Annotated in this window: 8 protein-coding genes and 1 pseudogene; 5 read left to right on the top strand and 4 right to left on the bottom strand. The window is 68.8% G+C overall.

The features are described 5' to 3' along the window. Positions 1 to 195 (top strand): annotated as a pseudogene (locus tag WA944_RS04135) (16S rRNA (cytidine(1402)-2'-O)-methyltransferase); the annotation flags it as partial. On the opposite strand, the gene WA944_RS04130 reads toward WA944_RS04135, so the two are convergent. The 4 genes from WA944_RS04130 to metG all read right to left on the bottom strand — a co-directional run bounded on the left by WA944_RS04130 (position 178) and on the right by metG (position 5,219). Then, on the bottom strand, positions 178 to 1,422 hold the full coding sequence (locus tag WA944_RS04130) for an aminodeoxychorismate synthase component I (protein ID WP_526609893.1): 1,245 nt from the start codon (positions 1,420 to 1,422) through the stop codon (positions 178 to 180). The pseudogene WA944_RS04135 and the gene WA944_RS04130 overlap by 18 nt on opposite strands. 41 nt (positions 1,423 to 1,463) lie before the next feature. Continuing rightward, positions 1,464 to 2,345, bottom strand: a complete 882-nt coding sequence (locus WA944_RS04125) for an RNA polymerase sigma-70 factor (RefSeq protein WP_526646413.1) — start codon at positions 2,343 to 2,345, stop codon at positions 1,464 to 1,466. After that, a complete protein-coding gene (locus tag WA944_RS04120; protein WP_526374033.1) occupies positions 2,342 to 3,529 on the bottom strand; it encodes an NAD(P)/FAD-dependent oxidoreductase in 1,188 nt (395 codons plus the stop codon). Before WA944_RS04120 ends, WA944_RS04125 begins: the two co-directional genes overlap by 4 nt. A 94-nt stretch (positions 3,530 to 3,623) precedes the next feature. Then, entirely contained in the window at positions 3,624 to 5,219 is a 1,596-nt protein-coding gene (gene metG / locus WA944_RS04115; protein ID WP_526374032.1) for a methionine--tRNA ligase, read from the bottom strand. 26 nt (positions 5,220 to 5,245) lie between these two features. Between metG and WA944_RS04110 the strand changes: the two genes are divergently transcribed. From WA944_RS04110 to WA944_RS04095, 4 genes are all read left to right on the top strand, one after another. Continuing rightward, complete coding sequence (locus tag WA944_RS04110) at positions 5,246 to 6,097, top strand: TatD family hydrolase (protein ID WP_526609889.1); 852 nt, start codon at positions 5,246 to 5,248, stop codon at positions 6,095 to 6,097. Between the two features lie 83 nt (positions 6,098 to 6,180). After that, entirely contained in the window at positions 6,181 to 7,308 is a 1,128-nt protein-coding gene (locus WA944_RS04105) for a transglycosylase family protein (protein WP_526609887.1), read from the top strand. Positions 7,309 to 7,355: 47 nt separating this feature from the next. Further along, positions 7,356 to 8,258 (top strand): 16S rRNA (adenine(1518)-N(6)/adenine(1519)-N(6))-dimethyltransferase RsmA, encoded by a 903-nt coding sequence (gene rsmA, locus WA944_RS04100; RefSeq protein ID WP_526609885.1) that lies wholly within the window; start codon positions 7,356 to 7,358, stop codon positions 8,256 to 8,258. A gap of 59 nt (positions 8,259 to 8,317) precedes the next feature. Continuing rightward, positions 8,318 to 9,093: 4-(cytidine 5'-diphospho)-2-C-methyl-D-erythritol kinase (locus tag WA944_RS04095; RefSeq protein WP_526646411.1), on the top strand; the 776-nt coding region annotated here is incomplete at its 3' end.

Raw genomic sequence — 9,093 nt, 5'->3', positions numbered from 1 at the left:
GTGCTCGGCGAGGTCACCGTGGTGCTGGCCGGGGCCACCCCGACCGCGGACCCCGAGGCGCTGGTGGCCGACGTCAACCGGCTGGTCGAGGACGGCATGCGGGTCAAGGACGCGTGCGCCCAGGTGGTCGCCGCGAACCCCGGCGCTCCGTCGCGCCGCGAGCTCTACGACGCGGTGCTACGCGCGCGCGACTGACGTCAGGGCGCCGACAGGACCGATGATCGGCCGGGCCTTGTGCAGGCACTCGTCCCACTCGCGGCCCGGGTCGGAGTCGGCGGTGATGCCGCCCCCGACGCCGAGCACCGCTGTCCCACCGGCGGCGAACTCCACCGTGCGGATGGCCACGTTCAGCTCGCAGCCGGCCACCGGCGATGCCAGTCCTACTGTGCCGCAATACACGCCGCGCCGGTGGGGTTCCCACCCGGTCAGCAGTTCGCGGGCCCGCCCCTTCGGGGTGCCGGTCACCGACGCCGGCGGGAACGTCGCGTCCAGCATGGCCGACATCGGCAGATCGGCGGGCACCCGCGCCGAGACCGTGGACACCAGATGCCAGACGCCCGGCGCCGGGCGCACCGCGAGCAGTTCGGTCACCGACACCGACCCGGTGCGGGCCACTCGCCCCAGGTCGTTTCGCACCAGGTCGACGATCATGATGTTCTCCGCGACGTCCTTGATCGAGGCGCGCAGCCCGGCCGGGTCGGCGTCTGCCGGCAGCGTGCCCTTGATCGGGCTCGACGTCACCGCCTCACCGCAGCGGCGCAGGAACAACTCCGGGGACAGCGACGCCACCGCACCCCAGTCCCCGGCCACGTAGGCCGCGCGGGCGGGAGCGGTCCGGGACACCGACTCGGCGAAGAAATCGAGGGGGTCACCGGCGAACGTTCCGGTGAACTGCGTACACACGCAGGCCTGGTACACCTCACCGGCGCCGATGGCGTCCAGACAGTCGAGCACGCCCCGGTGGTGGGCCGCCCGGTCTGCCCGGCCCCAGGCGATCTGCGTGCGGCGGGGGGTAACGGGATTCCGCAGAGCATCCGAAACCCAACCGGAAAGCGGTGCCCTGGAAAGGCTTTCGTGCCACCAGGTGCCGTCGCCGTCACATCGGAGCACGCTGTCGGTCCAGCCGCCCGCAGCCTGCGGAATCCGCGGCCCCAGCCCGTCGGCGCCGGCGTCGGGATAGGACAGATACCCGAACCAGCCGCCCCCGACCGGGCCGTCGGTGCGGTGTCCGGGTGCGACGTCGAAGACCTCGCCGGCCGGGACCTCCGACGCTGTCAGCGACGGCGCGATGATCGCCCGCGACCCGAACCAGGCGCCGGTCAGGGCTGCGGGAGGGGCCACGCCGTGCGAGGTCGCGGCCGCCCCTAGCGCGCGCAGCACCGACGAGGCATCGCCCAGGTCGCCGAGTCGATCGATGCGCACCGACCCAGCCTGACAGACCCGAGCCTGCCGTGGGCTACCGGTTACCGGCCGATCCGGCGGGGCACCATCACGGTGGCCAGCTTCTCGGGGTTGCGCATCGCGTAGAAGTTGGTGATCCGGCCGTCGATCACCTCGAAGGTGACAACCCCCTCCAGATGGTCGCCGAGATAGAGCACCAAGCCGGGAGCGCTGTTGTAGATCGCGGGTTCGACCCTGCCGTCGGAACCGGCCAGCCGGATGAACCCGAGGATGAGTCTGGCCACGCGGTCCGCCCCCGCCACCGGCCGGCGGGCCGCGCTGACCTTGCCGTCGCTGTCGGCGGTCCACACCACGTCGGGCGCGAGCATCGCCATCAGGCCGTCGAGGTCGCCGGTGGCGGCCGCGGTGAAGAACCGAGAGCTGAGCTCGGAGGACACCTTGGCGTCCACGGGCTGGAACCGCTTACGTCGCGCCTGCACGTGGGCGCGGGCGCGGTGCGCCATCTGGCGCACCGCCGACGCCGATTTGCCGATCGTCGCGGCGATCTCGTCATGGGAGAAGCCGAACACCTCGTGCAGAACGAACACCGCCCGCTCATCCGGGGTCAACGTCTCCAGCACCACCAGCATCGCCATCGACACCGACTCGGCGAGCACCACATCGGTGGACGCGTCCTGCTCGGTGAGCAGTGGCTCCGGCAGCCACGGCCCGACGTACTCTTCCCGGCGCCGCGACTGCGCCCGTAGCGTGTTCAGCGACTGCCGGGTGACCAGCTGGCCGAGGTAGGCCTTGGTGTCGAGCACCTTTTCCAGGTCCACGTCGGCCCACCGCAGGTAGCTATCCTGCAGGACGTCGTCGGATTCGGTTGCGCTGCCGAGGATCTCGTAGGCGATCGTGAAAAGCAGCGGCCGCAGATGCGTGAAGCGTTCGGCGTGTTCGCTCACGACGGCACCGGTTGGGCTGCCAGCTTCTGCCGGCGCTTTCCACCCTTGAGCCAGAAGTAGCTACCCGGTTTGCGGGCTTCCCGGGACAGGAACGAGATCGTGCCCTTGCAGACCGCCTCCTTGATGCTCGCCGCGGCGCGGCCCCCGAGGTAGAGGGGCGTCACGGTGTCGTCGAGATGGGCGATCTGGATCAGCCCCGCCGACCGGCCGAGGCTGATGCACTGCCCGGTGAAGGCCTGGTTCAACGGTTTCGGCGAGGTGCCGGCGATCCGGCTGAGCACCGTGTTCGCGGCCTGCGCGCCCAGCGGGATCGCCGCTTGGCAGCTCATCCGCAGCGGCAGGTCCGACGGCGCCGTCGCATCGCCGGCCCCGACGATATGGGGGTCGTCGATGCTGGTCAGGGTTTCGTCGGTGAGGAGTCGGCCGATCGCGTCGGTGCTCAGGCCGCTGCGCACGGCCAGGTCGGGCACCCCGAACCCGGCGGTCCAGATCGTCACGGCGGCGGCGACCCTGCGGCCGTCGGCCAGCATCACCGCGTTGCGAAGCACCTCGGTCACGACGGCGCCCGGACCGTCGGTCACGGTGACGCCGAGCTTGGCCATCCGCTTGGCGGCCGCGCGACGGGCCCGCGTGCTCAGGTAGGGGCCCATCACCGTGCCGCAGATCAGCGTCACGTGCCGGCCTTTCTCGGCGAGTTCGGCCGCCACCTCCAGACCGGTGGGTCCGGCGCCGACCACACACAGCGGCGCGTCGGCGCCAGCGGCCGCCACCGCCGCCCGCAGCGGTTCGGCGTGTTCGTATTCCGATATCGGGTAAGCGAATCCGGCTGCACCGGGGACCGTCGGGGCGGCGGCAGTGCTGCCCACGGCATAGATCAGGTAGTCGTAGTCGATGCTGCCGTCGGAGGCCAGTTCGACCCGGCGCGCGGAGGTGTCGATTTGCGTCGCGGAGTCCACGGCCAGGTCGACGCCCTCACCGAGCACTGTGCCGTAGTCGACCACCGCATCGTCTGATCCGGTCACGAACTGGTGCAGCCGGATCCGCTCGACGAAGGACGGCCGTGGGTTGATCAACGTGATGTCGATGCTGTCGTCGAGGCGCAGGTGGTTAGCGGCCAGGACGCCGGCGTAGCCGCCACCGACGACGACGACCTTGGTGTTCTGGCGAGCAGTCTTCTCGATCATGGTGTCTCTCCTTTTCTCGGAACTGCCCTCGAGACACCGGCGGCGGTCCGGATGTGACACGACGTGACGCGCATCACTTCTGTATAGGAGAAACTCAGTCGCGTTGGAAGCGCGGGAAGACACCGGTGGGGGCGGGAAGCACGGTCCCGGGCGCCAGCCGCACCGGTAGCGCGGCGAACGAGCGCTGGTCGCCGGACTGGCCGAGCAGGTCGAGGAGCTTCGCGGTCGCGTCGGGCATCACCGGCTGGCTCAGCAACGCGGCGATGCGCACCACCTCCAGCGTCGTGTACAGCACCGTGGCGAACCGCACCAGGGCCTCCTCGGTGTCGGTCTTGCGCAGCACCCACGGCTCCTGCGACGAGAAGTACCGGTTGGCCGCTCCGAGCACCGACCAGATCGCCTCCAGCGCGAGGTGCATGGCGGGCACGTCGAAGTGCGCGCGAACCTTGGGGAGCAATTCGTCGGCGAGCGCAAGCAACTCACGATCGGCGTCGGTGAACGGTCCGGGCTCGGGCACCACGCCGTCGAGGTTCTTGTTGACCATCGACAACGACCGCTGGGCGAGGTTGCCGAACTCGTTGGCGAGGTCGGCGTTGATCCGTCCGATGATGGCGTCCTCGCTGTAGCTGCCGTCCTGCCCGAACGGCACCTCGCGCAGCAGGAAGTAACGCACCTGGTCGAGCCCGAACGCCTCGACCAGCGCAACGGGGTCGACGACGTTGCCGACGGACTTGCTCATCTTCTCGCCGCTGACCAGCAGGAACCCGTGTACGAACACCCGGCGCGGCAGCTCGATACCGGCCGACATCAGAAACGCCGGCCAGTACACCGTGTGGAACCGGATGATGTCCTTGCCGATCATGTGCAGGTCGGCCGGCCAGTACTTTCTGAAGTCCTCGAAGTCGGTGTCGGGGAAGCCGACACCGGTGAGGTAGTTGGTCAGCGCGTCGACCCAGACGTACATCACGTGGTCGGGATGGTCGGGGACGGGCACTCCCCAGTCGAACGTGGTCCGCGAGATCGACAGGTCGCGCAGTCCTCCGGAGACGAAGCTGACGATCTCGTTGCGCCGCACGTCGGGGCCGATGAACTCGGGGTGCGCCGCGTAGTGGTCCAGCAGTCGCTGGGCGTAGGCGGACAGCCGGAAGAAATACGTCTGTTCCTCGGTCCAGGTGACCTCGGTCCGCGTCTCGATGGAGACCCGTGAGCCGTCGGGGCGTTCTTCGAGCTCGTCGTCGGTGTAGAAGCGCTCGTCGCGCACCGAGTACCAGCCCGAGTAGGAGTCCAGATAGATGTCGCCGGCCGCGTCCATCCGTTTCCAGATGTCGACGGACGCCTCGAGGTGGTCGGCGTCGGTGGTGCGGATGAACCGGTCGAACGTCGCGCCGAGACCCTGCTGCATCGCCTGGAACGCATCGGAGTTGCGCCGCGCCAGCTCGGCGGTCGGGATGCCCTCGGCGGCTGCCGTCTGCGCCATCTTCAGTCCGTGCTCGTCGGTGCCGGTGAGATAGCGGACGTCGAAGCCGTCGAGGCGTTTGAACCGGGCCACGGCGTCGGTCGCGATGTACTCGTAGGCGTGGCCGATGTGCGGGGTCCCGTTGGGGTAGGCGATCGCGGTGGTGATGTAGTACGGCGCGCCGGGGAGTGAGTCAGGGGTGCGCGTCCCCGCGCCGGGGAGTGTTTCAGGCATCAGAAGGCAACCTTAAAGTGTGAGCGGTGAGCTCTACGAAACAGCGGCGCGAGCCGCCGCCCCTGCCGGAGCCGCTGACGCCCCTCGTCGACGCACACACCCATCTGGACGCCTGCGGCGCTGCCGACGCCGACGACGTCCGCGCCATCGTCGACCGCGCCGCCCGGGCGGGCGTGCAGGCGGTCGTCACCATCGCCGACGACCTGGCCTCGGCGCGTTGGGCGGTGGACGCGGCGTCGTGGGATCCGCGGGTGTACGCCGCGGTGGCGCTGCATCCGACCCGGGCCGCTGCTTTGACCGACGAGGCCAGGGCGCAGATCGAGCGGCTGGCCGCCGATCCGCGGGTGGTCGCGATCGGGGAGACGGGCATGGACATGTACTGGCCGGGCCGGCTGGAGGGCTGCGCCGGGCCCGCCGAGCAGCGCGAGGCCTTCGCATGGCACATAGACCTGGCCAAGCGCAGCGGCAAGCCGTTGATGATCCACAACCGGGACGCCGACGCCGAGGTGCTCGACGTGCTGCGCGCCGAGGGTGCGCCCGAGACTGTGATATTCCACTGTTTCTCCTCCGGCGTGGAGATGGCGCGCACGTGTGTGGCGGCGGGTTGGCTGCTCAGCCTGTCCGGCACGGTGAGCTTCCGCAACGCCCGTGAACTGCGGGAAGCCGCCGTGCTCATCCCTTCGCAGCAACTGCTCGTGGAGACCGATGCGCCGTTCCTCACCCCGCACCCGTATCGCGGCGCGCCGAACGAGCCCTATTGCCTGCCCTACACTGTGCGTGCGCTGGCCGACATCGTCGGCCGGTCCGCGGAGACCATCGCAGAAGAGACCTCCGCGACGGCGGAACGCACGTACGGGCTGCAGAGTTGCCGCTCGTAGACCACTTCGTTACCGTCTTGTAATCAAATGCGTGCTGGCCGCTGTGCTGCGCGTACTGCTCTAGTCGGGGATAGACGACGATCTTGAATGCTTTGAACAGACTTCATCAGACGCGCTCGCCGATGCTGCGGGTGGTTGTCGCCGCGACATTGCTGGCTTTGGTGTTTGCGGGCGGAACCGCGGTTGCCGCCCACAAGACGGTGACGCTGACGGTCGACGGTGCCTCGATGACGGTGCCGACGATGAAGACCCGGGTGATCGACGTCGTCGAGGAGAACGGTTACCAGGTCGGCGACCGCGACGACCTCTTTCCGGCCGCAGATTCGCCGGTGGAACAGGCCGGGACGATCGTGCTGCGTCGCAGCCGCCCGTTGGACATCTCCACCGACGGCGGCGGCTCCGAGCAGGTGTGGACGACCGCGTCGACCGTGCAGGAAGCACTGGCCCAGCTCGAGATGACCGACAAGGCGCCGGTGGCCGCGTCTCGCGGTAGCCGGGTACCCCTCGGTGGCATGGCGTTGCCGGTGGTCAGCCCGAAGACGGTGCAGATCAACGACGGTGGCGCAATCCGTGCGGTGCATCTGGCCGCACCGAACGTCGCCGCGCTGCTCGATGCCGCGGGTGCTCCACTGCAGCAAAGGGATACCGTCGTCCCGGCAACGTCGTCGCCGGTGGTCGACGGGATGCAGGTCGAGGTCACCCGGATCCGCATCGAAAAAATCACCCAGCGAGTGCCTCTGGCACCGAAAAACCAGCGCATCGAGGATGTCACGCTCAACATGAGCCGACAGATCGTCGAGGATCCGGGGCAGCCCGGCACGCAGGACGTCACCTTCGCGGTTGCCAAGGTCAACGGCGTCGAAACCGGCAAGCTGCCAGTAGCCAATGTCGTCGTTACGCCGGCCCGCGACGGTGTGCTCAGAGTGGGCGCGAAACCAGGCACCGAGGTGCCCCCGGTCTCCAACGGGGCCACCTGGGACGCGCTCGCCCGCTGCGAAGCGGGAGGTAATTGGGCCATCAATACCGGCAATGGATATTTTGGTGGCGTCCAATTTGATCAAAACACGTGGGAGCGCAGCGGTGGTCTGCGCTATGCTGCGAGGGCGGATCTGGCAACTAGAGAAGAGCAGATCGCGATTGCTGAAGTAACTCGGGCGCGTCAAGGTTGGGGGGCGTGGCCGACCTGTAGCGGGAGGATCGGTGCGTCGTGACAATTCGGCTGCTCGGGCGAACTGAGATTCGCCACCTGGCTAAGGCCATGGACTTCCGGCCGCGCAAGTCTTTCGGTCAGAACTTCGTCCACGACGCCAACACTGTGCGCCGCATCGTGTCGGCCTCCGGCGTCAACCGTTCCGACCACGTCCTCGAGGTCGGCCCGGGTCTCGGTTCGCTGACGCTGGCGCTGCTCGACCGCGGCGCCAAGGTGACCGCCGTCGAAATCGACCCGGTGCTGGCCCGCCAGCTACCGACGACGATCGCGGATCACTCGCACAGCGAGATCAACCGGTTGACGGTGCTCAACCGCGACATCCTGACGTTCAAGAAGTCCGATCTCACCGAGATGCCGACGGCCCTGGTGGCGAACCTGCCGTACAACGTGGCTGTCCCGGCGTTGCTTCATCTGCTTGCCGAGTTCCCGTCCATCCGCACCGTCATGGTGATGGTGCAGGCCGAGGTCGCCGAGCGCCTCGCCGCCGAACCCGGCGGCAAGGAGTACGGCGTGCCCAGCGTCAAGGTCCGGTTCTACGGCCATGTGCGGCGCTACGGCATGGTGTCACCGACGGTGTTCTGGCCGATTCCGCGCGTCTACTCCGGCCTGGTGCGCATCGACCGGCACGAGACGTCCCCCTGGCCCACCGATCCCGAGTTCCGTGAGCAGGTATTCGAGCTCATCGACGTGGCATTCGCACAGCGGCGCAAGACCTCGCGCAACGCGTTCGCCGAATGGGCGGGTTCGGGCAACGAGTCGGCCAGCCGGCTGCTGGCTGCCAGCATCGATCCGTCGCGCCGTGGTGAGACGCTCGCCGTCGCCGACTTCGTGCGGTTGTTGCAGCGTTCCGCGGACTGGCACATCACGCCCAAGGCCGCACCCGCTGCCGAGCAGCCGGTCGAGGAACCCGCGGTCGACGTCGACCAAGCATCGGAGATCACCGCGCGATAGGGCGGGACCGCCCAGGCGTCGGGTGCCCCCGCGGGTCGTTGCGGCGTTAGTGTCGAGCGGTGTCCGCGAACGACGGAAATACCGCATCGGAATGGGTGCCCACCGGATCGGTGAGTGTCCAGGTTCCCGGCAAGGTCAACCTCTATCTGGAGGTCGGTGACTGGCGCGATGACGGTTACCACGAACTGGCCACCGTCTTCCACGCCGTGTCACTGCTCGACGAGGTGACCGTCACGACCGCCGACATGCTGTCGGTGGAGGTCACGGGCGAGGGCGCGGAATCGCTGCCCACCGACGAGCGCAACCTCGCGTGGCGCGCCGCCGAACTGCTGGCCGAGCACGTCGGTCGGACCCCGGACGTCGCGATCTCGATCGAGAAGACGATCCCGGTCGCCGGCGGAATGGCCGGCGGGAGTGCCGACGCGGCTGCGGTGCTGGTGGCGATGAACTCGCTGTGGGAGCTCGGCGTGCCGCGGCGGGACCTGCATGCGCTGGCCGCACAGCTGGGCAGTGACGTGCCGTTCGCGTTGCACGGCGGTACGGCGTTGGGCACCGGCCGGGGCGAGGAACTGGCAACCGTCCTCGCCCGCAACACATTTCACTGGGTGTTGGCATTCTCGGCCGGCGAACTGTCCACCAGGAAGGTCTTCGGCGAGATCGACCGACTGCGTGCGGCCGACGATCGCAACCTGCCGCCGCGCCTGGAATCGGCCGAACCGGTGCTGGCCGCGCTGGCCTCCGGGGATGCGGCGCAGTTGGCGCCGCTGCTCGGCAACGACCTGCAACCCGCGGCGCTGAGCCTCGACGCTTCGCTGCGCCGCACCCTGCGCGCGGG

This window comes from Mycobacterium sp. (genome assembly GCF_049683355.1).
Classification (GTDB): Bacteria; Actinomycetota; Actinomycetes; order Mycobacteriales; family Mycobacteriaceae; genus Mycobacterium.
Note: the sequence above shows the minus strand (reverse complement) of the source record. Positions and strands in the feature narration are given on the sequence as shown.